We start from the raw sequence: 24,555 nt of genomic DNA on the forward strand, positions 1-24,555 counted from the left end.
TTTTCTCCTTTTACTTTCTCAAATCAAATTTCCTGTCGCAAAAAATTGTTTTATTTCATAACTCCGATTTCTTTTAAATATTTGATTGTTCCAGGATGCATATCCAGAAGCCCTTCCAGACCTCTTGTGGCATTTTCCACAGACCATTCGTCGCATTGAGGATATGCAGCAACTAAAACATCGTTATTTTCAAATAATGATTTTACCATCTGATAGATCTCTTCTTCCGGCACATCTTTGTGAGCCACCATAACGCTTACGCTGCCGAAAGTATTTTCAACCGGCTTATCCTGGCCGTTATAGACGTTGGCTTCGATCTTTGCAGGAATATAGTAAGGACATTCCGCCATAATTTTGTCAAACTGTTCCTGATCCATATCCAGAAGTGTGATCTCTTTCGATGCCGCCGCAGTCGCTACCGGTGAAGCAGGAAGGGTGCTCATAATGCAAACTGCATCCACATTACCGTCTGTCAGCGCTTCCGCCCCGTCTCCATGTGCCAGATACTCAGGAGTCCAGTCTTTGTTAATCTCATATCCGTAAGCATCCATAACTGTTTTCATCGCGTCGCCTGCAACGCTTCCGGCAGGTCCTACTGCAATCTTTTTATCTTTTAAATCAGCAAAGCTCTTAATATTTCCGTCTTTTAACACATATACCTGCATGGTTGTCAGATGGCCGCCCATAACTCCCAGGATGTCCTCTTTCGGAACCTGTTTGCCCTCAAAACTTCCTTTTCCCTCCAATGCCAGAGCCAGCACATCGGATGCCGTCATAGCTAATTCCACATTTCCGTTTTCCGCCAGCAGGATATTCTCAGAGGACCCTCCGGTAATCTCAATGTTGGCTGAAACTCCCGGTACATTCTTATTGATAATATCCGACATGGCAGTTCCTATAATGGAAAATGCTCCGCCTGAGCTGGATGTTGCAATTGATATGTACTTCGTTCCGCCTGACGCTTCTTTTTTCGTTTCACCGGACGCTGCTCCGCTGGTTGCTGCCGTTGTGCCTGAACTTCCGCATCCTGCTGCCGTTACTGCCAAACATGCTGCTGCCATAAAACTTACCATTCTTTTAATACTTTTCCTCATTTTGTTTCCCTCCGCTTTTTAATAGTTGGTTGTTTTATATAGTTTTTTTGTTAAATTACTTTTAATTTTTATAACTATTATTTATGTTATTTATTTAATAACTGTTATAACACTAGTAAGCATTTTTTATTGCCGTCCGGGAACATTGTAACTAGATCTGTTCCTCTGCGGCAATAATTGTAATTAAAGAATCATTAACATGTTGTCTCATGGCACGTTCCGCTGTATCCGGATCTCCTTTGGAAATCTCGTCTACCAGGTAGCGGTGCCAATATCTCGGATATGCGGTCTTAGGCGCGTTGGTTCCAATCGCTTTGCATAAAACCCAAAATAAATTAATCTTCCGCAGTGTATCAACCAGCAGATGATTATTCGTAAAATCAGTCAGCTTCGTATGAAACAGCACATGGGAATTGCGGCTGTCAATAGCCGTATCCTCTTTATAAGGAACGGTGTCCAGCTCTGTTGCAATCTCCACCAGGATATTTTTCTGCTCCGCAGTCATGGACTGGGACAGAATGCGGGCCGACTGGCACTCAATCGCTTCTCTTAACTGATAGCTCTGCTTTATCTTCTCCAGTGTGGGAATGGTAACAAATGACCCCCACTGTGGCTTGGATTCTACCAAACGGTCTTCTTCAAGGCGCTTCAGCGCTTCGATTACCGGTATCACGCTGACGCCGGTTGCCTCTGCCATCTTACGCCTGGACAGTTTCATCCCCGGCGGAAATTCCCCGTCTAAAATCTTCTGAGAGATAATACGGTAAGCCACGTCTGATGCGGTCTGAAAGTTTTCTTCTGCCATCTTCATCTCCCCTTTTCTTGATCTGTCATTATTGTATAACTGTTATAACACTTTGTCAACGGAATCTTGGCGGTAATTTACTTTTTGAGCATTTTCTACATTTTGGAGGTCTTGTTTTTATGTAGTTTAACTAATAGATAGGCTCAATGAAGTCTGGATATTAAGGCTGCGGCAGAAAAATCAGCCAGGAATATGATTTTCTGCCGCAGTTTTCATACGTTTATACTATTTTATAATGTTGTTGAACATGGTATTGTGATGGATTAATCCTCTAATATCTCTTTTACCTCATCGGTTGTGATTTGACATAAACGGGCTATTTCATCTATAGTTTTGCCTTTCATTTCCATGTGGATTACAGTTTTAGCCAGAACAATCCCCTGCTTGAGCCCCTGCTCACGGCCTTCCTCGCATCCTGCTTTGCGCCCATTCTCATATCCTTCTTTCAACTCATCCGCAAACAACTCTCTAATCGCATCACACATTTTCTTCGCCTCCTCCGCCACATCATGATTTGCTCTCATTATTACATCCCATAACGATAGAATACTTAGGGCTATTATAATATGTCTCGTATTTCCTTTGCCAATCTTTTTAAATCGGCGGCGATTGTTAGTCTGTTCACCAATAAAAAATACAAACTAATCCCTCAATATCTCCTTCACTTCATCGACTGTTATTTCACATAAGCGGGCTATTTCACCCATAGTTTTACCTTCCATTTTCATGCGAATTACAGTTTTAGCCAGAGCAATTCCCTGCTTGAGCCCCTGCTCACGACCTTCTTCACGTCCTTCCGCACGACCTTCCTCACGACCTTCCTCGCATCCTGCTTTGCGCCCATTCTCATATCCTTCTTTCAACTCATCCGCAAACAACTCTCTAATCGCATCACACATTTTCTTCGCCTCCTCTGCCACATCATGATTTGCTCTCATTATTACATCCATAACGGCAGAATACAACGGGCTATTCCGCCGCATCCTGTATTCCTCCGCCAACTTTTCAATATCGCCGGTTATTGTCAAATTCTTCCTCAGTCTGCTGAGCCAAAAATTATTTTCCGCTGATAGCTGGTCGATCACTACAATCTGCACGGGAAACACGTCTCCCTTAATGTAGTAAATTCCACTCTCTTCGCAGGTAATTTCCATCAATTTCTTCCTAGCCAGATATCCCATCAATTTTCTCGGGAAATGGGTGCACACAAAACTTACCGTAATTTCCTCCGGCAAAATCTGACAGACCCGTTCCGTATCCGACTGATAAAAACATGCATATCCCAGCACTTTATAATAATCATTAATGCTTAAATAGTCTTCCGGGCTCTTATACTCAATAATATTATACTCTCTGAATATTTTCCCGATATTTTTCTGTATCCGGCCGCCTTCCCTGACTTTTATGACCAGAACATCGATCATCAACGGCTTTTTACTGAGCTGATGCTCATTTTCAAAATGAAGCATTTCTTGTTCTTCGCAGAATTCAATCTGAGCCGCTGCATAAAAGGCGGGATGCCACTGCAAAAATTCTGTTTTCATTTATCTCTCCTTTATTATATTATCTTTTTTTTACAGAATCAAGTTACAGCAATCACCTCCCTGCTCTTTTAATCAAAATGGAAATTGCGGCCGAAATGGCCATAAGAATGCGGTTGGATACCGCAATAAAAGAATATTTAGATTATATCATACATCACAATAAAAAGAACTATCTTATTTTAAATTGTAATTTTATGGAAGTAACCCCTATGTAACCCCTATAGAAGTAACAGATCATCCTTCCGGGCCGGCCCAGGCATCAGGACGTTGAACTTATGGAAAAAGGATCACCCAAAATCGGGGGCCAAGGAAAAGGACAAGCCTGTCCCCTTCCTCATCCCCCGATCTTACAACGTTTTTCTCTGAATTAAGTACAAAAGCATTTTTTTACATCAACCCTCAAGGCATTTTCAAAAATGCCTTCACGTTTTACTTTAATCTTCAAGTCATTTCCGAAAAAGCCTTGACGTTTCATTAAAATCTTCAAAAATAAACAGTCTTTCCCGTTTCCGCCGAACGGTAAACCGCATCCAGAATCTGCATCGACACAAATGCCTCCTGCGGCAGCACTAACGGAGCCGTATCATTCAGAACACAATCCACCCACTGTTCAATCTGCCGGTACCGGGCCAGCGCATAATTTTCTTTGGTATCCCCGTAAATACTGCCCACATCCATCTGATAGCTTTGCAGACAGCCGATGGACTCACAGTTTATCCGCAGTCCGTCCTCCATATCCGCCCCTCCAAGCGTTCCGCAGAGAGTGGATTTTGCATAATTATCTTTCGGCATATTGACCGCATAGCTGGTTTCCAGGTAGATGGCAGCTCCATTTTCCATGACGATATAAGCGAAGGCGCTGTCCTCCACAGTAAATGTCTCCGGATTCCATGGTGCAAATTCGCCATTGTAGCTATTTTTATTCTTACCTAATTTGTAAAATACACTTCCGGTCACACTATGAGGTTTGAAATTATCCATCAGCCATAAGGTCTGGTCCAGCACATGACTTCCGTAATCCAAAAGGCATCCGCCGCCGCTCTTTTCTTTCTGCAGAAATACTCCAGTGGTAGGCGCCCTTCTCCGCCTGACAGCATGCGCCTTTGCCATATAAATTTCTCCCAAATACCCTGCCTCACAAAGTTCTTTCAGCCTGACGCATTCATTTTTAAATCGGTGCTGAAGGCCATAGGTCAGCTTTTTCCCCGACTTTTCGTAAACTTCCATAACCCGTCCGGCAGATTCTAAATCAGAGGAAATGGGTTTTTCACAGATCACATGCTTTCCCGCCAAAAGAGCCGCTATGGTGATCTCCGCATGCGTTTTATGCGTCGTGCAGATATGTACCATATCGATCGCCGGATCCTCTAAAAGGTCCCGGTAATCCTTATAGATTTTGCTGTCCCCGGTTCCAAACTGTGTTCTGGCAAGTTCCGCCCGGTTTTCATCAAAATCGCAGAAGCCTGCTATTTGAACCTTTCCGGTTTTCTTTAAACCGCTCATATGCTTTTGAAATGCTATGTCTCCACAGCCGATGATCCCTGCGCGCAATTCTTCTTTTCCCATGCCTGTTCCCCTTGTTTTAAAGAATTCTGAATTCCCCTGATGTATTCCCTCGACATGACAATCCCTCTTTTGGTCTGTTCTGTGCTTCCCTGAAAAGCGGGGTCCTCATTTTCGATGCTCAGAACGCCGTCATACCCGATTTCATCCAGAACAGTCATAATCTTTTTCCAGTCAATCACACCGTTTCCCGCAATCGCACTATTCCAGAACCCGTCCTTGTGGGCATTGGAAAACTGGCGGTTATAGATTCCGTACCAGTTTAAGAGGCGGCTGAAGATCACCGTATCCTTGATATGGAAATGAAAAATCCTGTCTCTGAATTTTTTTAAAACGGATTCATAATCGATCATCTGTTTTACCAGATGTGACGGATCAAAATTGATGCCGAAATTGTCCTGGGGAAGCACCTTAAAAATCGCTTCCCAAAGCTCCGGCTGATAGCATAAAGTGCCGGGAACTCCCTGTATCTGCCACCCTTCCATCACACAATTCTCAAATGCTATTTTTACCCCTTTTTCTCCTGCATAATTTAAAATGGGGGAAAATGCTGTTTTCAGCTCTTCAAAATTCTCCCCCACATTTTTGTTAATATCCCGTCCGATAAACGTGGATACCAACGGGCAGTCCAGTTTTTGAGCGGCGTCCACACATCGAAACAGATGATCCAATACCTTTTTTCTCCGCTCCGGGTTCTCATCCAAAGTATTTTCATAATATCCGATGGCTGAAATCTTTACACCATTTTCCTTCAATGCCTTTCTGATCTCCAAAACCTGTCGGTCCAGCTGAAGAAAATCGATGTCATGAACGGCAAAATTCCTGGTCTCGTCTCCCGCCGGCCACGCCCCGATCTCTATATAGCCGAACCCTTCCTCGCCCGCCAGCCTGATCTTTTCAATCAATGTCAAATCAGAAAAACAGGATGTATAAAAACCAAATTTATCATTCATCAGCTTTTCCTTCTTTTTTCCGAATCGCTTAATATAATTGCGGCAACGATAATCACCCCGGAAATTGCAGTCTGCGCATAGGACCACACATTCAAAATATTCATGGCGTTATTGATCATACCAAGGAATATGACGCCCAGGATCGCTCCGCCAACACTGCCCTTTCCGCCGGAAAGTGTGATTCCACCCAAAATCGCCGCCGTCATGGCATTTAACGAATAATCGCTTCCGGCCGTCGCCGATACGGTGTCCAGCCTGGCCGCGAAAACGATAGCGCTTATAAACACTGCAAAACTGGCAAACGTATAAGCAAAAATCTTAACCCGGTCCACGTTGATTCCTGATAAAAAGGCATTGTACTCATTTCCGCCCACCGCTACAATCTTTCTTCCGATTCTGGTTCTGTTTAAAAGAACCGATGCCAATATAATCATAATCAGCAGCACAAATACCATGATCGGTATAATCCCGAAAATCCTCGTCCTGCTTAGCACGGTAAAGGAGCCCTGCAGTCCGATATAACTTCCTTCCGTGAGGATGAGTGCCATGCCGAAATAGACCTGGGACAGTCCCAGCGTGATGATCATCGGAATACACTTGCTCTTGCTGACGATAAACCCGTTCAGAAGCCCGCAGGTTAAAGCTATGGCAGCTCCTGCGGCGACAGCCGCCACCACTCCATGACCTCCTTGGATCAGCCGGGCCATAACTGCGGCACAGAATGCCATCATATTGCCCAGCGACAGGTCCACGCAGCCCGTAAGAATAACGAAAACAGCTCCCATCGTGATGATCCCCAGCACCGTCACCTGCTGGATAATCGTAATCAGATTATTGACGGCAATAAATGCGGGATTGATTGCCGTCACACAGACCGTGAGCAAAAGGATTGCAAATACCAATAAAAGTTTGTGATTCGTCCAGTTTACTTTATTTATTTTTTCAGTCATTTATCCCACCCCTAAAGCTGCTTTCACGATTTTTTCTTCGGTAATATCCTCTCCGCAAAATTCCTGTATCATCTGACCTTCCCTCATAACCAGGACCCGGTCGCTCATGGAGATCAATTCCGGCATTTCCGATGAAATCATGATAATGCTCTTTCCCTGCTTCACCAGATTGTTCATAATCCTGTAAAACTGCGCCTTTGCATTGATATCAATCCCTCTGGTCGGTTCGTCAAAAATATACAGGGACGCCTCTGAGAAAATCCACTTAGCCAGAACCACCTTTTGCTGATTGCCCCCGGAAAGGTATTTAACCTCCTGGTCATACCCGCTCATTTTCACTTTCAGGTTATCTAAAATATCCTTAACCATAGGCGGGAACTGGCTGGGCCGTACAAAAAAGGATCTGATCTTATTCCTGAATCCCACAATCACTGCATTTTCCACCACACTGTGATCCAGCATCAGTCCCTGGTGCTGCCGGTCCTCCGTAATATGGGCAATCCCCTTGTCAATGCTCTCACCAGGATTTTTAAAAACTGTTTTCTCACCGTTTAGGATCACTTCCCCGCCGGAATACCGATCTACACCGGCAACCGCCCGGATTACCTCGGTTCTGCCTGATCCCACCATGCCGGCAAGGCCCAGAATCTCCCCTTTTCTGAGGTAAAAGCTGACCGCCGGAGAAGCCGGTTTCAGCTTCAAATCCCTGACTTCCAGCACAATATCCCCTATCTCGGCAGGTTCCCTGGTAAAAAACTGTTCCACCGGCCTGCCCACCATATCCTTGGTTATAATGTCCAGCTTCGTATCCCTGTTTCCGTTATAATAGCTGTTTACAACCATCCCGTCCCTGATCACCGTGATCCGGTCCGCGATGGAAACCACTTCATCCAGATAATGTGAGATATAGATGACGCTGATTCCCTTTTGGGCGATTTCCCGCACAAGCTCTAACACCTTTCCTGAATCTTTTTTGTTAAACATCGAAGTGGGTTCGTCCATAATGAGGATTTTAGGAGAAACCGCCAGCGCCTTTAATATCTTTACATACTGTTTTTCCGATACGGACAGTGTCTCCACAATTCTTTTCGGATCTAAAGAGACATTGAATGTGCTTAAAAGTTCCTCTACCCGCTCATACATTTTCGTTCTGTCGATAAATCCGTATCTTCCCACCACCTCATGCCCCACAAAAATATTTTCTGCGACGCTCATGCAGTTTACCAGAAAATTTTCCTGCGGAATAATTACAATCCGTTTTTCTTCTGAAAGCCGGGGGGAAAGCGCGTGAAAATGATTCCCCCCGATCACTATTTCACCGCTGTCAGGAACATAGGCTCCGGATAAAACCTTCATGAGCGTCGATTTTCCCGCTCCGTTTTCTCCCACCAGACAGTGAATCTCCCCCTCATACAAATCAAAACTGATATGACTTAAAGCGGCCACTCCCGAAAATGTTTTTCGTATGTCTTTCATCTCTATTACCGGACGTTTATCCGTATAATCAAACATTTTCCTCCTCCTTAATCACATTATCTGGCCTTTATCAGATCCTCCCAGCCCATGACTTCGGCCGCTTTTTCAGGCGCATCCCAGGGCACCAGCTGATCGATCTCATCTTTTGTAACAATAATCGTCTGGTTTGGCGTATACTCCGGAAAATCCTTCTGCCCTTTTACACAGTAGTCGTAAAGGTTTTTAAACGTCTGCAGTCCCTGCATGGCAACCGAGTTGCTGAACAGCGCATGAATGCCTCCTGATTCAAGAAGTTCGATATCAGAGGGGCTGCCGCCTGTGGAAAGGATGGGAACTTCCATTCCGGCTTCCACCAGCGCGTTATGGACACCTTTTGCCATCTGCCCGTTCTGCGCAATGACCAGGTCAAACTCCTGCCCTCTCTGAATCAGGTTCTGAGTGACGTTCATCGCCGGTTCTGCCTTGAAATTACCGTATTCCTGGGCGACGATATTAACCTTATAAGTCTTCTGGGCCTCTTCAATGCCCTTTATGTATTCCTCCGTGATGCCCATTCCCTGAGAGCCCGCACAGTAATAGGTCTTTGCGTCAGGCATATTCTTTCCGATCCACTCGATGAAATCGTAACCTTTCTGATAGTAAAGGTTGCCGCAGGCGGAGATAATATCTCCCCAGCTTTCATCAGGAGCCATATTCTCCACGGTAATTGGAATTCCGGCGTCATTAGCCATGGCGATCAGCGTTTTGGCCTGATCCACACTGATGGGATACAGAGAAATGCCGTCCACCTTCTTAGCAATTAAATCCTCCATGGCCGCAATGGATTTTTCCAGATCTCCGCCCGGGTCCTGGATGATAGTCTCCACTCCCAGCTTTTCCCCCGCATATTCAAATGCCTTGGCGCTGTAGCTGTTCCACAAATCCTTCATATCGAAAGCGATATAACCAAATGTATATGTTTTTTCAGCTCCCCCGTCTGCCGACGGTGTCTCAGTTTTTGCCGCTTCCCCTGTTGTTTCGGACGTTTCCTTTTCGGCCGGTGCAGTCTGACAGCCGGCTGCAGAAATCATCATGGCCGCAGAAACTGCCGCAGCCAGCATCTTCTTTAATGTTTTCTCCATCGTTCTTGTTTTTTTCATTGATCTTTTTCCTCCTGGTCTTCCTTATCATAATTGATTTGATCCCTACATTCCGTGGCGGAATCTCTGATGATGATTGTAGGTTTTAATAAAATATGCTGCTTGCTGTTACCCAGTGGATTTTCAATCTCGTTCACCAAAAGATTGACTGCAATCTGTCCCATCTCCTCTACCGGATGTGAAATCGTGGTCAGGGGAACCGGGAAGTACTCGCTTTCTCTGTTATTGCCATAGCTGACCATGGAAATATCCCGTGGAATGGAATAGCCCTCTTCAAATATGGCTTTCATCGCTCCACAGGCCATGGTGTCGTGAGAGACAAACATGGCAAATGGCGGCTTGTGGTCCTTCAGCACCTCCTTCATCCGTACATAACCGCCGTATTCCAAATTTTCTTCGCCCGTGTAGATGCAGTTGTCATCATAACTGATTCCAAATTTCTTCATGGAATTCTTAAAATTATCCAGTTTATACTGATCTGCAATATACTGCCCCAGATAGATAATTTTCTCGTGTTTTAGCTGGTGCAGATAGCCGATTGCCAGATCAACGCCTAAGCTGTAATCGATGGAAACCATGCTTTTATCTATAAGGTCTAACGATGTGTCGATATATATGATCGGCTTACTGATCATTTTCTTAATGATGTCATAATGCGCTTTATACTGGTCCTTGTTATAGAGACATACCAGCATACCGTCAATCTGCTTGTCCGAAAAAAGCTTGAGAAAATAGATTTCGTCTTCATAACAGTAATTCGTCTGCGCAACCATCAGGGCATATCCGGCCTTTTTAGAATTCCGCTCCACGGAACCGATAATATTCCTGTAATAGTTGCATCGGTCAAAGGTAGGGGCAATTAGTCCCACCGTCTTATTTTTACGTTTCTTTTGGTACTTCGCCGCCTTTTTGTCCGTATACCCGATTTTGAAGGCAATTTCCTTGATCTCCTTCTTCTTGGCTTCGCTGATCTGATAGCTGTCCTTCAGCGCCCTGGAAACGGTTGATTTACTCACCTTGGCAATTTCAGCAATATCATCTATGGTTGGCATCCGACTCACCTCTGACTAAATATTTTTTCTTGATTTAATCAAAGCATATCATAACGATCTCGCGCCACGCAACAATGAATTGCGCACATTTTTACGCAACTAGCCGTTTTTTACGCAATATTTAACGCAACATTTATTAGTTATCTAAATATTTCTAGTTTTGGAATATTTTACCATCATCCAGCTTCTAACATCAAAACCAGTATAAGAGACCGTCTCTGCTTCCGGTATGAATATCCGCCGCAGCTATTTTAATAAAAAGGGAATTTCCGCCGATATGGCTTTCAGAATGCGGTTGATTACCGCAATTTAAGAATCGTTCAATTTTGTAAGAAAGAATCCCGCAAGCGGGATTCTCCGCCTGCGGCGGGTCGCTTCAGCGACATTATACCTCACCGCCGCAGTGCGATCCTGCCCGGAGGGCTTTTTGTATCATAGGAGTACTTTCCTATGATACAAAAAATTCCTCCAATACGCAAAATCATTTTATAATTCTGCGCATTGAAGGAATCTTAACTTCACACATAAACACCCTTTACAGCAAATTGTATCATGGCAGGAAGCCTGCGCCTCCTTCTTCGTCCCTGAAACGGCTTAATTCTTTATGGACATGCCAACCTTTAACATGCGGAACATTCTGTCCGCAGCTCCTGCATACAATTCTTCCGCCCGGTCTAATGCTTCCTCAATATCCATGGCCCCGTTGATTGTAGGGATGATGCTGTCAACGCCATGCTCAAAGATCTTTTCAGCTCCGTCACCCATACCGCCGACTAAAGCGACAGCCGGAACTCCTTTGGCTTTACAGCGCATTCCCACGCCGCTTGGAACTTTGCCGAATGCGGACTGCCAGTCAATACGGCCTTCTCCGGTTACAACCACATCCACACCATTTAAAAGTTCATCAAATTCGATCAGATCCAGCACGGTTTCAATCCCTGATTTCAACGTCGCATGCAAAAATACACAGAGTGCCGCTCCCAATCCACCGGCCGCTCCTGCGCCGGGAATCTTATCCACATCCATGCCCAGTTTGTCCTCAATTACTTTGGCATACTGTTTCATATATCCTTCCATCTGATCCAGAATCTCAGGCGTACCGCCCTTTTGCTTGCCAAATGTATAAGTCGCCCCGTCAGGACCTGTCAGAGGATTGTTCACATCACACATTACGGTAAATGTGGACTCAGCCACAGCCGGATGAATGCCGCTGATATCAATATCAGCCACTTTGCCAAGATCAGCGCCGATGCCGGAAAGTTCTTTGCCGTCTGCGTCTAAAAAGCGCACTCCAAGGGCCTTCATCGCTCCCATTCCGCCGTCATTGGTAGCGCTTCCGCCGATAGCGATAGACAGTTTGCGGTAGCCTTTGTCCAGCGCGTCTTTGATCATCTGGCCCGTTCCATAGGTCGTGGTATTCAGAGGATTTCTCTTTTCAGTCGGAACCATCGGAAGTCCGGATGCCGCCGCCATCTCAATAATAGCGGAATCTCCATTAAATACACCGTAAGAAGCCTTTGCATCTTCCCATAACGGTCCCTTCACGTTTACAGTAACCATCTCGCCTTTTGTCACGGATATAACCGCATCCACAGTTCCCTCTCCGCCGTCTGCGATGGGCACGCCAAATGTTTCGCAGCCCGGAAAGACCTTTTCTGCAGACTGTGTCAGCAAATCAATTATTCTTTCTGAAGATAATGTACCCTTAAATGAATCTGATGCAAATAAAAACTTCATACCTGAGACCCTCCGTTTTTTTGTCTTATTGAGATTATAGCCCTGCGGACCCAATTATTCAACCGGGTTTTGCATTCTGTGGCAAAGCCGGTAACCGTTCAGCCTTCTGATACCTGCGCCTGCTCCGGCAGTTTCCATGGCTGTTCCTATGACTTTGCAGGGTATTAGCGATTCTTAATGCGCAGAATTTTTCGTTCAAGGAAAATGTCCACATGTTTGAGTGAAACGAGTTTGGACATTTTCCTTGGTTTTTAGAAAAATCCTGCACATTTAGTATCGCTTATGCCCGAAACCGGAATAGGAACGGCCATGGAAACTGTCGGAGCAGGCGCAGGTATCGGAAGGCTGAACGGTTACCAATGCCTCGCCTGCTTTAAAACAATAGACCGGCAACTGCAAAATCAAGGTCACCGGTCTGTTATGTATTTCAGCTTGTTTTATAAAATTAGATCAATCCTGCATTTTTCATGGCTGTTTTGATATTTTCAAGCACAGGACCTTCCGGAGTCGCCAGGTTTGGTCTGTACGGAACTCCGATATCCCTTCCTCTTAAATTAGCCATATCTTTTGCTGCAACAGGGAAACTTGCCGGGTCCATGGAAAGTCTTACCGGATTCAGTTTAAACTGTGCTTCCAAAGATCCTTCCAGATCTCCTGCAACGTATTTGTTATATACATCTGTAATCAGTTCAGGCATAAAGTTAGCCGCTGTACATACACCGCCCACTGCGCCATGGCACATAGAAGCGTATAACAGTGTATCCTTGCCGCCAAATACCTTAAATCCAACGTCTCTGGTTCTGCGGATAAATTCAGATGTCTGAGTAATATCGCCGCTGGTATCCTTCATTCCCACAATATTAGGCACTTCATGAGCAAGGCGCTCAACCAGGTTTCCGGACAATGTATAGTTAACTCTTCCAGGGTTATTGTATAACAGCATCGGTGTTTCCGGAACTGCTTCAGCAATTGTCTTAAAATGCTCATATAATTCTTTTTCCGTTGGTTTCAGGAACATTGGCTGCAATACGGAAATGCCTGCTGCACCGTTGGCAACGGCCATCTTGGCAAGACGGCAGCATTTCTTTGTGCTGATGGCGCCGATACCGAAGTATACCGGAACTCTTCCAGCCGCCTGGTCCACCATGATCTTCAGGCCGCGTTCCATCTCGTCGTCCTCGATCACATAGAACTCACCATTGCTGCCAAATGCCAGAATTCCCAGCACACCGCCCTCGATTACATAGTCAACCTGTTCTCTTAACTTCACTTCATCGATCATTTCGTTCTCATCAATTGGAGTAAGAATCGGAACGACAACACCCTTTATGAAATCTGTATTCATATCTTCCTCTCATTCCGCCGCTTTAGCGGCACTTAAATATGAAAGGGAGTTTAAGCAGATGCTCAAACTCTGGGGGAAAGAAGCTTTTTTTCTTTCCCTTTTCCTCTCATTCCGCCGCCTTAGCGGCATTTAAATCAATTATGATTCAACGGTTGTATTAGCGATCTTCTCGTAATATTTAACGATGCTGGAATGATCTTCTTTCTCATAACCGTCAGCCTTTAATCCCTGCATGATTTCCATTAACTGTCCTGTTAACGGCACTGGAGAGCTGATCGCATGAGCTGCATTTAATGCGTTGTTAAGATCTTTAATATGAAGTTCGATACGGAATCCAGGTTTGAAGTTTCTGCTTAACATCATAGGAGCTTTTGCATCCATAACTGTAGATCCTGCTAAACCGCCTCTGATTGCCTGATATACTAATTCCGGGTCTGTGCCGGCTTTTTTAGCAAATGTTAATGCTTCAGATACAGCTGCGATGTTAACAGCAACTACGATCTGGTTTGCCAATTTAGCTACGTTACCGGAACCTAATTCACCAACATAAACTACGGAACCAGCCATAACCATTAATAAATCATAGTATTTGTCAAATAATTCTTTCTTACCGCCAACCATAACGGATAAAGTTCCGTCGATTGCCTTTGGCTCTCCGCCTGATACAGGAGCGTCCATCATTTCAATGCCTTTTTTAGCTAATTCAGCGCCGATTGCTTTGCTTTCGGTTGGGTCGATTGAGCTCATATCGATAACTACTGTGCCAGGTTTTGCTCCGTCAGCTACGCCGTTCTCGCCTAAAACTGCTGCTCTAACGTGTGGGGAGTTTGGAACCATAGTGATAACTACATCACACTGCTCTGCAACTTCTTTACCATTCTCTGCGGATGCTGCTCCACATGCAACTACGTCTGCAACTGCGTCTTTATTAAAATCACATACTACTAAATCATATCCTGCTTTAATTAAATTTTTGCTCATAGGTTTGCCCATGATTCCTAAACCGATAAATCCAACTTTCATTTTAATACCTCTTCCTTTCAATCGTTCGAATAACTGGTTGTTTAGTTTCCATGATGAGGCCCGAAACCGCCGTCCGGCAACCCCAAGCTTCATCTCATGTCCTGATTATAGATTGCAGAATCCGGAAATGCAATCGGCGGTTTTTACAAACTGACTTTATATTTTTAAGCGAAATAGATAACGTTTCATTTTATGAAACAAAATCTCATCTTTTTAGTTTCATCCGCATTTCAACGAAACGTTTTCCCCTGAATTGTTTATCTGTAAACACAAAATATTACACTGAAAAAGCCTGAAAAGCTGTGTCCAGTCCTTTTACCGGCAAAAACATTTCACAATTTCTGTCCGTGAAATCACCAGTAATTAATGCATCTTTCATAGAAGGCGGGCCCGGACTAATCCCATCTCCCCCAGCTGCATAATCCTGTACTTCTTCCCCGTATACATCTCCTGCATATACCGTGCAAATATCAGAGGATCTTCTCCGTTCCCCACAACCATATCGTAATGCATGGGCACCGTCAGATCCGCTCCGATCCTCCATGCAAAATAAGCCGCATCCCGGCAGTCCATGTTGCCAATAATCCCCCGCCCATGGCGTTCCGTATCCACTCCATTCACCGGAATGCAGGCCAAATCAATCCGGGAAAATGGTTCCAGATCGCGGATCAGCCGATCCGTAACCATGGTGTCCCCCGCATGATACATGGTGATCCCGTCCGCCTCCAGCACATAACCCAGATTCTTTTGATCTCCATTTTCGTCCGTCACATAAGTTTCATGGGCTGCTGCCACCGGATGAACAGAGACACCGTTTTTAAGGAAAATCACTTCCCCCGCTTTGGCTCCAATCACCGCTTCCGGCCTGATTCCACCGTCAGTCAAAACCTCTTTTTCCGGCGCAGGAACGATGAACTGAAGCGACGGATTGGCCTGCTGCAGCGGCAGAAGGGTCTTTAGATTAATGTGATCCGCATGATTATGAGAGCAGATCACATAATCCAATCCCGTCCATTCCTCCCCGCTAAAAGGCGGCTCATAATTTCTCCGGCTGGTTCCGTCCGGGCTGCAGAGATCATTTAACACGGGATCAAAGCAAAGGGTAATTCCCGCCCCTTTCACCGCCATTCCCATCTGCCCGATATACCAGAATGCCATCATGTGTTCCGGCACCACTGTTTCTTTTAAATCGTTTAACAGTTCCGTTCCTTTTTTATACCATGCATATTTCATATTTAAATTTACCTCCGTTTCATACATTTGCATTCCGTGTTGAAAAGCGAAAAGAGCCGCATACAAACGGCTCTTTTCATCCATTCCATTATTTTAAGGTTGATAAAATATCCTCGATCAAAAGCATCGCCTGATCTGTAGCCTGGTCTACTTTGGACGCATCATAGGAAACCGTTTCCACGGCATCCTGAAGCACGGCTGTGATTTCCGCATTGGTAGAAGCCGTATTCTCATATAAACCGGCATTTTCCTGAGCATACTGTGTTGCGATGATGATATTTTCATCCAAAATTCCTTCGCTCATGCAGATGTCCTGTACAGCCTTGTAAGGCGGCACTCCACGGCAGTCGCCCAGCACTTTGCCGGCTTCTTCGTCCGTTAAGAGGAAGTTCAGGAAATCAGCTGCTTCCGCCGGATGTTCGCTGGTTTTCACAACCGCATACAGCTGAGACGGTTTCACCACGATGGATGTGTCCGCAGCGCCTTCCCTTACAGGAAGAGTGGTTGTCACATAGGTATCCTGAGAATCGGAAATTGCTCCTGCCATTAAAGAGGTCCAGGATAATTCAGATGTCAGGTTGCCGTTAATCCAGTCCGGATTGGTCCATACAGCGTTTAAGAACGTATTTCCTTCTGATGCAGGGAGGACAACTCCTTCTGTGTATAATTTAGCCACATAGTCCAAAGCTTCCTTCAGGTCGTCTTTTGTAAATCCCAGTTCGAAGCTGTCGTCAATCAGGAATTTTCCTGTTTTCTGAATGATGTACGGGCGCATTACAAATTCCACAAGATCCACTTTATCAGCGTTTAAGAAATACATGTCTTCATTTTTCTCATGAACGGTTTTTCCGATGGTTACCACATCGTCCCAGGTCCATTTGGTGTCCATATCGCAGGCGATTCCCATCTCGTCCAGTTTTGTCTTGTTCATAAGATAGGTTCTTGCATTCAAACCGCTTGGAAGTGTGATTAAAGTTCCGTTATATGTACAATAATCCTCAATTAAGTTTTTGTCAAATCCATCCACGTCATATCCGTACTGGCCGAGATCCACAAAGAAGTCTCCGTTTGCCACAAAATCGCCCATCCACGGCGGATTCAGCTGCACGATATCCGCACAGGTGCCGCTTCCCAGCTCGGTTGCCACCTTTTCGCGCTCGGATTTACCTCTGTATTCCGGTTCGATGGTGATATTGGGATGTTTTTCCTGATACATCTCGATTACCTTCAATGTCTTTTCATGTCTTTCATCATTGCCCCACCAGGAAAAACGCAGTGTAACAGGTTCCTCTGTTTTCGCCGCTTCCGTGGATGCAGCTTCAGAAGAAGCAGCTGCCGCCTCTGTTGTTTTGTCTGCGGCCGCAGTTTGTGTGGCTGCCCCAGTGTCCTTCGAGGAGCCGGAGCATGCAGTTAACCCCGTCACTGCCATTAACCCCGCCATGGAAAGAGCTGCCAACCGTTTCATTTTTCTCATAAATACCTCCTTCTGCCGTGCAAACGGCAACTTTCATCTTTGGAACCCCAGTTCCTATTACTTTGATTCAGCAATTTGATATTCCCATTATAGCAAGTTTTACAGTTACAAAATATGACTCCAAACCGCAAAAAGGTATCACTATTTACCTAGTTTTTGATAACGCCCAGGTCAAATGCATAGCGGTAATAGTGAAGCAGCGGAAGCAGCGTCTGGGCGCACCGCTTCGGCCCTGCCGGGCAGTTGTAGATTACGGTGTATTCATTTTCTTTGTATTTGGAAAAATCGTATATCGGCGGCTGGTTTTCCACAGTAATCCACTGAAACATTCCAAGCCCCTTTTCGATGTAGCCGCGGTTTCCGGTGAGTTCAAAAGCGATGGCCAAGCTCTCCAGCACCATTCCATTTAAATTCAGGAACCGGACTGCCGGATGCTGCTTGCAGAAAAACATATCCGCTCGCTTAATATAACAATGGCGGATGATATCTCCGATCACCACCATAATGGTATCCCTCACCTTTTCGACGGGACATATCTCATAATACTGGTAAAGTCCCACGATTCCCACATGCATCATAAACGGAACCCGATCCAGATAATTATCCGGGTACGGTGTGGTCCAGCTTCCCTGTTCCTCGGCCCACCTGATATACACGTCCACAATCGGGCGGCAGGCATCCAGCCATTTTTCCTCGTAAGTTTCCTTATAAAGCGCCACAAATGTCCTCATCGCCCAGCCGATCTCCCTCGGCTCCACGGTGGCTGTGGTGTGATAGATGGGAAGTTCCATCAATTTCAAAAGGCCCTCGCCGATCGACCTGGCCGCTTCCAATCCGTTGGGATTGCCGGTCATGTGGTAATAGTCCAAAAATCCTTCCACCCATTGATGGCTGGGAACCGGCTGGCCGCTGATGTGGTCTACGCTGTGGGTATATAAAAGTCCCTGTTTGTTGGGCTGGTTGCTGTAGTGGCAGAGGTCCACATCGTACCAGTGTTCCACCCCGGCCTTCATATAATCAAAATATCTCCGGTCCCCGGTTCTGGCCAGCATGATCATAAAATTATGGGGCATATCGTATTCATTGTTGATCCAGATCAGCTCTCCCTTAGAACGTCCCTGCTTAATATATTCCCACTCCGGCCCGTCTCCGAAATTCAGCATTCCAAGCCCTTTTGCCCTGGAATCCACGTACCTGTATAAGAAACGCTCGGTCGCATAATGATAGTGGTCCGACACATACTGTCCAAATACCCTGGAGCTCATATAACATTCCGCTTCCGGAACCGGCACCGCAGGCATCTCGAACTGATGGGCGCGGTCCACAAGCATTCTGTCATCTAATTCTACATCATGGAAATAAAGATAACATCTGGAAGTTCTTGCCACTCCCTGAGGCACTTTTAACGGATTTCCCGCATCCGGCAGCAGATTGATCACAATGCCGTCTTTAGAAGTCTCCAATGCTTTCGGAAAGTTCTGATAGGCCTGATAGATACCGGCCGCAAGCGCATAATCTCCGTTATTCCAATCCGCTGTAAAAATGCTGAACAGCACCTCAGGAAACATTTCATTGGCCGTATTCACCACAGTATCCGCTGTGATCAGCTCCTGAAGTTCTTCCTTCTCCGTCGCCTTTTCCGAATGGAAATTAAAACTGGATGTATAGATGCCGTGCCCTATCTTCTCCTTACTTCCCGATGGACGGATCGCCAGCCGGATGGACCGGATTTCCTCATACGGATAGTCCTTGTCGTATTTAAGCCCGGCCTGTTCATTGTTCAGCTCCATCTGTTTCCGTTCCTGCGCATGAGGGTCGTCTTCGCAGTTGATGAACTGATAGTCCAGATTGATCCAGGGTTTTCCGGCCCACAAAGTCAGAAGCAGGGTAAAATCAAACCACTGTTTGTCCGCTCCCCTGTGTTTTCCTCCGGCTCTCACCAGCGCCCTCACCGGGCCGCTCTCCAGCACTTCCCAGCCGTTTTGATCCAGTTCAATCCGGTACTCCCGGCCTTCTCTGTCCACCATAACCGGGCCCTCAATCTCCTCTTTTCCATAGATATGGTCCGCAGTCACGATGCGTTCAAACATACAGCAGCTGCCAGGAGCCGCCAGCTCCGCCCGAACCGCACCGTTATCCAGAATGGTGCATTCTCCTTCCTGCAGAATCCTCACCGTATTTTCCTGTATCGCTTCGATTCCATGTTCCGACAGCTCCAGATAAAAATCCGTTTCCTCATTTTCAGGCAGATCCGCCAAAAAATGAAGAAGCAGCCATTTTACGGAACCATCTCCCCAGAATGCGGTGGCTTTAAACTGAGCCTGGCACTCTTTTTTTCCATCGTTAACCGTTAAAAAACGAATCTCCTCCGGCCTCAGTTCTCCCTGTCCGAAGGGCACGGCCGTGCTGGCCGGTTCTTTATCCTTTCTATATCGGGACACAATTTCAAAATGGATTGCTTTTTTCATCTCTATTCCTCTTTTCTGCCGCCTGGGCGGTATTTTGTACGTGTTAGCCTTTCAGTCCGGTTGTGCTGATTCCTTCTACAAAATACTTCTGTGCAAAGAAAAACAATACGATCAGCGGAAGTATGCTGATTAACGACATCGCCATAACCTTGTCCCACTGCACTTGGGAAGCGGTGTCAAGAGATGCGCGAAGCCCCAAAGACACGGGGAATTTCTTTACCGAACTGATATAGATCAGGGTGTTGAAAAAGTCGTTCCACGTCCACATAAACTGGAACAGCCCTGCCGAGAATAAAGCCGGCTTAATCAAAGGCAGAAGGATTTTAAAATACAGCCTTAGAGAAGAACACCCGTCAATGTATGCCGCCTCATCAAGTTCTCTCGGAACCCCCCTTAAAAACTGAACGATCATGAAGATGAAAAACGGAAAACAGGCAAATGCCGCCGGCAGATAAAACGGCCAGTATGTATTTAAAAGCCCCAGCTTATTGAAGATCAAATATCTCGGTATAATGATCACTGAATTTGGAAGCATCAGTGTGGAAATCATCAGCGCAAAACATAATTTTTTGAAAGGAAAACGGAATCTGGCAAATCCAAATGCCACAAAGGAGCAGGAAAATACCGTAAGGATCACCGTAGGCACCACCATGAGGAAGGTATTTTTAAAATACGTCGCAAATGTGATATTTCCCACGCCGTTCCAGCCTTTGATAAATGCGTCCATCGAATAAGAGGATGGCAGCAATTTGGTAGACCCCAGAATTTCCGCATTGGACTTAAAACAGGCAAAAATCATCCACATAAAAGGAAACGTAATAACCAGCCCAATTGCAACCAATAAAAGATAAGCCAGCCCATTATATTTTTTTTCACGTTTCATCAGAAGTCACCTCCATCCTCATAATAGACCCATGCATCCGAAGATTTAAAGATAAACATGGTGAACACCAAAACAATGGCAAACAGCACCCAGGAGATTGCAGATGCATATCCCATCTTAAAGTTGCTGAAGCCCTCCGTATATAATTTCATCCCGATCAGATAGGTGGATTTTAAAGGCCCTCCGTTGGTGATGACAAATGCGGAAGTGAAATTCTGAAGCGCATTGATGGACTGCATAATCAGGTTAAAGAAAATGATGGGCGTAATCATCGGCAGCGTAATATAGAAAAACCGTTTTCCCCGCCCCGCTCCGTCAATGCTGGCCGCTTCGTGCAGATCCATAGGAATCTGTTTCAATGCCGCCAAAAATAACACCATGGAAGAGCCGAACTGCCAAACCTGCAAAAGACAGATGGTAAACATGGCCGTTCCCGCCTGCCCCAGCCAGTTGACCGCCGGAAGCCCCACCAAGGCCAGCAGCTTATTTAAGATGCCGTCCGACATGAACATCAGGCGCCATAATGCGGAAACCGCCACGCTGCCGCCCAGTATGGACGGAATATAGTAGACAGTCCTGCACAGGTTGATTCCCTTTAGCTTCATATTCAGCACGATTGCAATCAAAAGAGCGAATAATAGTTTAGCCGGAACGGATATCAGCGCATATTCCAGCGTTACCAGGATGGACTTTTTAAAATCAGGATCAATGGTAAACAGCCTGATATAATTATTAAGCCCGATAAATTTCGGTGCCCCCAAAACATTATACTGGGTAAAGGAATAATAAAGGGATGATAAAAACGGATAGAGCTGCAGACACAAAAACCCGATAAGCCAGGGCGAAATATAAAAAAGCCCCCTGAAATCCTTTAATTTCCACTGTTTTTTCGGCACAGACGCCGCTTTGTTTTTTTTCATACAAACCTCTCCTAACGTTCGCTTGCTTTACATTTTCTGCCGTATCTCATATAATGTAACCATTCAGAGGGGAAGGCATCTTCCCGCCCTCCCAACTGTTATCATATAATCATGATATAATTATTTGAAATTTATTGAAAGAACTGCCAGCGGTGAAAAGGTATCATTATCTATCGTTTTGCAGCAGTTATGCCGGCTTAAAATTATTCAGCTTTATACAATAGGGGGAAATCTGAGTGTATAACTTAATCATCGTTGACGACGAAAAAAATATCAGAGAGGGACTGGCTTATTGCTATCCGTGGGAGGAACTCGGTTTCCAGGTGGCGGCCATCCTGCCCGATGGAAAAAGCGCGCTCGACTATATACAGCGCTGCTGCGTGGACGCCGTATTGAGCGATATCCGCATGCCCAAGATGGACGGACTGGCTTTGGCCGAACAGCTTTATAAAGACTATCCGAATATAAATACCGTTCTTTTAAGCGGATACGCGGAATTTGAATACGCCCGCACCGCAATCCGTTTCGGCGTAAAGGAATACATCTTAAAACCGGTAAAATATGAGGATATCATCAAGATATTTACGGAAATCAAAGAGAATCTGGATCTTGTAAAAGGGGTTAAAACCATCGACGAACCCTTTGCGGGATATTATGACCAGATCGTAGACCAGGTGACGGAATATCTGCAGGAACACTATAAAGACGCTTCGTTAGAAGAAGCTTCCCTGCTGGTATGTTTAAGCCCCAACTATCTTTCCAAGATTTTTAAGCGTAAAAAGGGCATCAATTTTTCCGAATACCTTTTGGATGTGAAGATGGAAAAGGCCGCCAAGCTGCTTAGAGATGTAACTTTGAAAACCTACGAGATCGCCTCGGAAATCGGATATGACAATCCTAAGAATTTTTCCCGGGCATTTAAACAATACTGCGGCAAGACTCCAAGGGAATTCCGCGAACAGGACAAAAGCCTATGAAACGTCAGTATTTTTGTTCCAAATTCAGAATGTTTATCAGCCTTACCCTGGTTCCCATCTGCATTTTCGCCTTTATTTCAATCTTTTATATCAACATGCAGGTAAAAAAAGAGGCCCGGGAAAACACGAGATCCACCACGGAACTGATTGCTCAATATCTGGAAGAGCTGACAGGAACCCTGGAATTTTACAAGGTATCGGTAAATTCCGATTCCCGCCTGCATCTGGCACTGATCAGCGCCCTGGGCAGCAGTTCCGACGAAACCGGAAGCTCGGCAGAGCTGGTCCGTTCCATGAAGAATCTTTATTATGCGCAGAGCACAAAACCTTATCTTCAGTCCATTTTCATCACCATAGAGGGAAGCCCTTATTTTATCAACGGAATCTACCGGGAATCCTTTAGCGAAGCCGCGGACAGCACATGGGCGGGCGATGCCCCCGACATGGAGGATTCCACTGCCGTTAAAGTGCGGAATATTAAAAAAAATAAATTCGATACCCATACAATTCCTGTTGTCACCGTTTACCAGCGGCTGAAATACAAGGAACTGATGGCGGTCAATATACGCCAGGATTATTTTAATAACTGGCTGGATTCCATCGCCGATTATGACGGACAGGGACTTTTCATCACCGATTCCAACGGACAAGTGCTCTTTTCCAATAAAAATGCGGATTTGATACCTAAGGCCGCTTCCTTTCTGGAAAACGGCGCGCCGGTCAACTCCATCGTGGACGGTTATTTTTATAATGCCGGAACCTTTCCGGGCATTTATGGATTCCGCTATCAATCCTTGATCCCTCAAAAAGAAGTCTTTAAACTGAGCAACACCATCTTAAAGCTCACGCTTTTGGCCGGCCTGCTCAGCATTCTTCTCTCCTCGGTGTTGGCTTATTTTTATACCATGAGGGATTATAACCAGATTTTCCAAATCATCGAACTGTTTGAAAATGCGGAAAAAGGAAAGTTCGAGCCTCTGACTCCGGTCAAAATGAAGAACCACGCTTATTTTCACATTATCAACAACATCATCAACCTGTTTATGTCCCAGACGTATTTAAAAGTGCAGCTGGATGCGAAGAAATACGCGTTATCCACCGCTCAGCTTTCTGCTCTCCAATATCAGCTGAACCCTCATTTTCTGTTTAATACCCTGCAGAGCATTGATCTGGAAGTGCTGAAAATCGGGCGGAAACCCACGCCGGCCAATCACATGATCTCAGCCCTCTCCGGCCTTCTCCGCTATGCGTTGGATGACCCGATGAAAAAGGTGACGGTGCAGGAAGAGATCCAGGTCACAAAAAGTTATATCGACCTTCAGACCTGCCGCTTAGGCGAACAGTTTCAGGTTATATGGGACTACCGCCCGGAAGTTCTGTCCATGCCTATGTTCCGCCTGATGCTCCAGCCGATTATTGAAAACTCCATCTCCCATTCCGGGCTTTCTTCTCCGGAAGAATTAAAGATCAAAATAAAGATCCGACAGAAAAAAGGACGCCTTGTTTTTTCTGTGATCGATAACGGTCTTGGAATGAGCCCCGAAACCCTCAGGGACCTCCGCCTCCGCATTATGGACGACCAGGTAGAGGATTCCGGCAGACATATCGGACTGAAAAACATATGCCAGCGCGTACGCCTGTCCTATCCGGACGGATATATGAAATTATGGAGCAAAAAAGGCCTGGGCACCATCGTGGAAATAGGGGGGATTGCGGAAAATCTATAATGGCGGGGGAAACGCCAGGAAGGGATGGGATCGGGGGAAGGCGGGCCGGGCGGGAATGGGAAGGATGCAGATTGCATTTGCAGGAGTTTAGTTTCACTAAGGCGGTGAAGTTTTGCGTTGCACGTCCAAATAAAAACTCGCGATGAAGCCGCTCAAACAGATTTATTTGGACGTGCAACGCAAAACTTCACC

General features: G+C 45.6%; 20 protein-coding genes. 2 read left to right on the top strand and 18 right to left on the bottom strand.

All coding sequences use genetic code 11. The features are described from left to right. Positions 1 to 50: 50 nt before the first annotated feature. The 18 genes from C0033_RS20395 to C0033_RS20480 form a co-directional block, all read right to left on the bottom strand. Positions 51 to 1,094, bottom strand: a complete 1,044-nt coding sequence (locus tag C0033_RS20395; RefSeq protein ID WP_207656885.1) for a TAXI family TRAP transporter solute-binding subunit — start codon at positions 1,092 to 1,094, stop codon at positions 51 to 53. A 151-nt stretch (positions 1,095 to 1,245) separates the two neighbouring features. After that, positions 1,246 to 1,899: a GntR family transcriptional regulator gene (locus C0033_RS20400; RefSeq protein WP_103229753.1), complete on the bottom strand. Its 654-nt coding sequence runs from the start codon at positions 1,897 to 1,899 to the stop codon at positions 1,246 to 1,248. A gap of 263 nt (positions 1,900 to 2,162) precedes the next feature. After that, positions 2,163 to 2,423 (bottom strand): hypothetical protein, encoded by a 261-nt coding sequence (locus tag C0033_RS20405; RefSeq protein ID WP_146043801.1) that lies wholly within the window; start codon positions 2,421 to 2,423, stop codon positions 2,163 to 2,165. A 117-nt stretch (positions 2,424 to 2,540) separates the two neighbouring features. Then, entirely contained in the window at positions 2,541 to 3,443 is a 903-nt protein-coding gene (locus tag C0033_RS20410) for a 3-isopropylmalate dehydrogenase (RefSeq protein WP_103229755.1), read from the bottom strand. A gap of 483 nt (positions 3,444 to 3,926) precedes the next feature. Further along, positions 3,927 to 5,009, bottom strand: coding sequence for a Gfo/Idh/MocA family oxidoreductase (locus tag C0033_RS20415; protein ID WP_103229756.1), 1,083 nt, complete (start codon positions 5,007 to 5,009; stop codon positions 3,927 to 3,929). Next, positions 4,961 to 5,959: a sugar phosphate isomerase/epimerase gene (locus C0033_RS20420; RefSeq protein WP_103229757.1), complete on the bottom strand. Its 999-nt coding sequence runs from the start codon at positions 5,957 to 5,959 to the stop codon at positions 4,961 to 4,963. Before C0033_RS20420 ends, C0033_RS20415 begins: the two co-directional genes overlap by 49 nt. After that, entirely contained in the window at positions 5,959 to 6,909 is a 951-nt protein-coding gene (locus C0033_RS20425) for an ABC transporter permease (protein WP_103229758.1), read from the bottom strand. The genes C0033_RS20420 and C0033_RS20425 overlap by 1 nt, the downstream gene beginning before the upstream one ends. Beyond that, a complete protein-coding gene (locus tag C0033_RS20430; RefSeq protein ID WP_103229759.1) occupies positions 6,910 to 8,421 on the bottom strand; it encodes a sugar ABC transporter ATP-binding protein in 1,512 nt (503 codons plus the stop codon). Between the two features lie 20 nt (positions 8,422 to 8,441). Next, a complete protein-coding gene (locus tag C0033_RS20435; protein WP_103229760.1) occupies positions 8,442 to 9,524 on the bottom strand; it encodes a sugar ABC transporter substrate-binding protein in 1,083 nt (360 codons plus the stop codon). Further along, positions 9,521 to 10,576 (bottom strand): LacI family DNA-binding transcriptional regulator, encoded by a 1,056-nt coding sequence (locus C0033_RS20440; RefSeq protein ID WP_103229761.1) that lies wholly within the window; start codon positions 10,574 to 10,576, stop codon positions 9,521 to 9,523. The genes C0033_RS20435 and C0033_RS20440 overlap by 4 nt, the downstream gene beginning before the upstream one ends. A gap of 594 nt (positions 10,577 to 11,170) precedes the next feature. After that, positions 11,171 to 12,313, bottom strand: coding sequence for a glycerate kinase (locus tag C0033_RS20445; RefSeq protein ID WP_103229762.1), 1,143 nt, complete (start codon positions 12,311 to 12,313; stop codon positions 11,171 to 11,173). A 445-nt stretch (positions 12,314 to 12,758) separates the two neighbouring features. Beyond that, entirely contained in the window at positions 12,759 to 13,658 is a 900-nt protein-coding gene (locus C0033_RS20450; RefSeq protein ID WP_103229763.1) for a dihydrodipicolinate synthase family protein, read from the bottom strand. 138 nt (positions 13,659 to 13,796) lie between these two features. Continuing rightward, entirely contained in the window at positions 13,797 to 14,774 is a 978-nt protein-coding gene (garR, locus tag C0033_RS20455; protein WP_146043802.1) for a 2-hydroxy-3-oxopropionate reductase, read from the bottom strand. A gap of 282 nt (positions 14,775 to 15,056) precedes the next feature. Continuing rightward, the gene (locus C0033_RS20460) at positions 15,057 to 15,914 is read right to left on the bottom strand and encodes an MBL fold metallo-hydrolase (RefSeq protein WP_180994834.1); all 858 of its coding nucleotides are present in this window, start codon (positions 15,912 to 15,914) and stop codon (positions 15,057 to 15,059) included. An 88-nt stretch (positions 15,915 to 16,002) separates the two neighbouring features. Further along, entirely contained in the window at positions 16,003 to 17,388 is a 1,386-nt protein-coding gene (locus C0033_RS20465) for an ABC transporter substrate-binding protein (protein WP_103229766.1), read from the bottom strand. 149 nt (positions 17,389 to 17,537) lie between these two features. Then, positions 17,538 to 19,856 (bottom strand): hypothetical protein, encoded by a 2,319-nt coding sequence (locus C0033_RS20470; protein ID WP_103229767.1) that lies wholly within the window; start codon positions 19,854 to 19,856, stop codon positions 17,538 to 17,540. Positions 19,857 to 19,899: 43 nt separating this feature from the next. Then, positions 19,900 to 20,739: a carbohydrate ABC transporter permease gene (locus C0033_RS20475; RefSeq protein WP_103229768.1), complete on the bottom strand. Its 840-nt coding sequence runs from the start codon at positions 20,737 to 20,739 to the stop codon at positions 19,900 to 19,902. Then, entirely contained in the window at positions 20,739 to 21,659 is a 921-nt protein-coding gene (locus tag C0033_RS20480) for a sugar ABC transporter permease (RefSeq protein WP_103229769.1), read from the bottom strand. The genes C0033_RS20475 and C0033_RS20480 overlap by 1 nt, the downstream gene beginning before the upstream one ends. Positions 21,660 to 21,895: 236 nt before the next feature. Between C0033_RS20480 and C0033_RS20485 the strand changes: the two genes are divergently transcribed. Together C0033_RS20485 and C0033_RS20490 are read left to right on the top strand one after the other, a co-directional pair. Beyond that, positions 21,896 to 22,636, top strand: coding sequence for a response regulator (locus tag C0033_RS20485; protein ID WP_103229770.1), 741 nt, complete (start codon positions 21,896 to 21,898; stop codon positions 22,634 to 22,636). Continuing rightward, complete coding sequence (locus C0033_RS20490) at positions 22,633 to 24,363, top strand: sensor histidine kinase (RefSeq protein WP_103229771.1); 1,731 nt, start codon at positions 22,633 to 22,635, stop codon at positions 24,361 to 24,363. The genes C0033_RS20485 and C0033_RS20490 overlap by 4 nt, the downstream gene beginning before the upstream one ends. Positions 24,364 to 24,555 lie beyond the last annotated feature (192 nt).

Origin of the sequence: Clostridium sp. chh4-2 (genome assembly GCF_002899675.1) — a bacterium.
Taxonomy (GTDB): Bacteria; Bacillota; Clostridia; order Lachnospirales; family Lachnospiraceae; genus CHH4-2.

What these genes read in the sequence shown, in the direction of transcription:
- C0033_RS20395 (WP_207656885.1), bottom strand. Translation starts at nt 1,094, where the DNA reads ATGAGGAAAAGTATTAAAAGAATGGTAAGTTTTATGGCAGCAGCATGT.
- C0033_RS20400 (WP_103229753.1), bottom strand. Translation starts at nt 1,899, where the DNA reads ATGGCAGAAGAAAACTTTCAGACCGCATCAGACGTGGCTTACCGTATT.
- C0033_RS20405 (WP_146043801.1), bottom strand. Translation starts at nt 2,423, where the DNA reads ATGAGAGCAAATCATGATGTGGCGGAGGAGGCGAAGAAAATGTGTGAT.
- C0033_RS20410 (WP_103229755.1), bottom strand. Translation starts at nt 3,443, where the DNA reads ATGAAAACAGAATTTTTGCAGTGGCATCCCGCCTTTTATGCAGCGGCT.
- C0033_RS20415 (WP_103229756.1), bottom strand. Translation starts at nt 5,009, where the DNA reads ATGGGAAAAGAAGAATTGCGCGCAGGGATCATCGGCTGTGGAGACATA.
- C0033_RS20420 (WP_103229757.1), bottom strand. Translation starts at nt 5,959, where the DNA reads ATGAATGATAAATTTGGTTTTTATACATCCTGTTTTTCTGATTTGACA.
- C0033_RS20425 (WP_103229758.1), bottom strand. Translation starts at nt 6,909, where the DNA reads ATGACTGAAAAAATAAATAAAGTAAACTGGACGAATCACAAACTTTTA.
- C0033_RS20430 (WP_103229759.1), bottom strand. Translation starts at nt 8,421, where the DNA reads ATGTTTGATTATACGGATAAACGTCCGGTAATAGAGATGAAAGACATA.
- C0033_RS20435 (WP_103229760.1), bottom strand. Translation starts at nt 9,524, where the DNA reads ATGAAAAAAACAAGAACGATGGAGAAAACATTAAAGAAGATGCTGGCT.
- C0033_RS20440 (WP_103229761.1), bottom strand. Translation starts at nt 10,576, where the DNA reads ATGCCAACCATAGATGATATTGCTGAAATTGCCAAGGTGAGTAAATCA.
- C0033_RS20445 (WP_103229762.1), bottom strand. Translation starts at nt 12,313, where the DNA reads ATGAAGTTTTTATTTGCATCAGATTCATTTAAGGGTACATTATCTTCA.
- C0033_RS20450 (WP_103229763.1), bottom strand. Translation starts at nt 13,658, where the DNA reads ATGAATACAGATTTCATAAAGGGTGTTGTCGTTCCGATTCTTACTCCA.
- garR (WP_146043802.1), bottom strand. Translation starts at nt 14,774, where the DNA reads ATGAAGCTTGGGGTTGCCGGACGGCGGTTTCGGGCCTCATCATGGAAA.
- C0033_RS20460 (WP_180994834.1), bottom strand. Translation starts at nt 15,914, where the DNA reads ATGAAATATGCATGGTATAAAAAAGGAACGGAACTGTTAAACGATTTA.
- C0033_RS20465 (WP_103229766.1), bottom strand. Translation starts at nt 17,388, where the DNA reads ATGAGAAAAATGAAACGGTTGGCAGCTCTTTCCATGGCGGGGTTAATG.
- C0033_RS20470 (WP_103229767.1), bottom strand. Translation starts at nt 19,856, where the DNA reads ATGAAAAAAGCAATCCATTTTGAAATTGTGTCCCGATATAGAAAGGAT.
- C0033_RS20475 (WP_103229768.1), bottom strand. Translation starts at nt 20,739, where the DNA reads ATGAAACGTGAAAAAAAATATAATGGGCTGGCTTATCTTTTATTGGTT.
- C0033_RS20480 (WP_103229769.1), bottom strand. Translation starts at nt 21,659, where the DNA reads ATGAAAAAAAACAAAGCGGCGTCTGTGCCGAAAAAACAGTGGAAATTA.
- C0033_RS20490 (WP_103229771.1), top strand. Translation starts at nt 22,633, where the DNA reads ATGAAACGTCAGTATTTTTGTTCCAAATTCAGAATGTTTATCAGCCTT.